Here is a 1840-nt window from a genome sequence, read left to right on the forward strand (position 1 = left end):
GGCGCCTCGAGGAGCGGAGGCGACGGGAGAGCCGCCAGCCAGCCCGCCACGCCATCACTCAGCCCCTGGTCGGGCTCGGCGTTGAACCTGGCCTTGAACTCGACGATCTGCCAGCCCTGCCGCCGGTGCCGGATCTCCAGATTCGCCACGATCCGTCCGTTCGGGCCGCGCAGCGCGGCCAGCGCGCACGTGCCCTTCGCGGCCTGCTCGACGTAGTAGGGGCCGGCGATGCAGTTGCCCATGTACGCCGACCACCGGGCGAGCGTGCGCGGGTCGCGCGCCCATTCCACGCGCACGTCCGTGCCGGGGAGGATCGTGCCGTCCTCCGCCGCCAGCGGCGCCGGCAGCCGGAACACCGTCGTGAACGCCTCCGTGACCTCCACGCTACGGGTCAGCCCGGCGGTCAGCTCCGCCCAGTCGCGGCACTGCCGGGGCGGCTCCCCGCCCAGCGAGACGAGCTGCGCGGCGCCGGCGAGGGCCGCGGGGATCGAATCCAGTGACGGCTCGTCCGGGTCGGGGTCCCAGTCGGCGTACGGGTGGATGTGGCCGTAGTCGACGGCGGCCTTCTCGTGGCCGTTCAGCTGGGCGAGGGTGTCGGCCAGGTCGGCGAACCAGAGCAGGTCGCCGGCCGTCTCCTCCTCTTCCGGCGGCACGCCGGGCTGAGCCGCCAGCCTCTCGTCGAGCGGGCGTCGTTCGGTGGCGACCGGCGGCTGGGCCCATGCGGCGGGAGGGCGCTGCGCGGTGTGCCCGACGGCGGCGCGCCACTCCCGCAGGCCACCGATCGACCAGCCGCTCAGCTGCTCGCCTGCCTCGTCGAGCAGCTCGGTGACGGCGTTCATGACCACCATGGCGTACTCGCCGGCCCTGGCCAGCCGCTGCATCACGTACGGCTCCGAGGGGGCCTTCAGCCGCGCGGCCAGGTCCCTGACATAGCACCCCGGACGGGCGGGGAGCCCGGCGAGCCCGGGGACCCGGCGCGCCGCGGCGCCCGCCTCGTGGGGTTCCATGAGCGCGGCGGCCGCGGAGAGCTGGCCGGCGGAGCGGGCGATGCCGTCCCGGACACCGTGGTCGGCCACGGCCATCGCGGTACGCAGGAGCACGGTGGCGGCCATGGCGTTGTGCATCGCGCGGCTCATGAACATCGTCCAGTGATATGGCCTCGGGAACCAGCGGGCCGCCTCCACCAGCGACGGCTCGTGACCCACGTCCAAGCGGACGCGCTCCAGCAGGTACTCGTTCTCGTGGTGCGCGTAGCGGGCGGTCAGCTCCTCCAGCCTGCTCTGCTTGCCCTGGGTGGCCAGCCGCCGCTCCTTCCGCCTGCCCGCCTCCTGGCGGGCCGCCACCCGCTCCCACAGGTCGAGGAGGAGGCCGAGCCGCCGCCGCTGCGGGTACGTGCCGAGCACACGGCCCAGGTGCTCGGCCATGGTGGAGGCGGCGGGCCCCGGCGCCGGATCGGACACGTCCAGGTGTGGCAGGCGTGCGGCCTGCTCGGCGCCCAGGTGGAGCAGGCGTTCGACCTGCTCGGCGCCCAGGAGGCCGCTGGCCGCCGACGCGAGTCGCAGGGCCGCCCACCGGCCCTCGGCGATCGCCCGGCCCGCCGCGGCGGCGACCGGCTTGGTGGCCTCCGCGCCGAACAGCGCCACCAGCACCCCCGCCCTGTCGCCCAGCCGGTGCAGGCCCTCCAGCTCCAGCGCCTGGACCGCGGCCAGCACGGCGTCGCGCCTGTCGCCCCTGACCCCGTCCAGCCGGGCGGACACGAACCCGGGGCTCAGCTCGACCCCGGCCCCCGCCGCCACCTCACCGCCGCTCGCGACCAGCCGGGCCAGCTCGGCGACGGCGG

General features: G+C 75.8%; 1 protein-coding gene. It reads right to left on the bottom strand.

Going from position 1 to position 1840, the window contains the following annotated elements:
* The coding region (locus AB0J09_RS63855; protein ID WP_360714142.1) for a hypothetical protein at positions 1–1840 on the bottom strand (1840 nt) is incomplete at both ends.

It is taken from the genome of Nonomuraea sp. NPDC049784, assembly GCF_040659615.1.
Lineage (GTDB): Bacteria > Actinomycetota > Actinomycetes > Streptosporangiales > Streptosporangiaceae > Nonomuraea.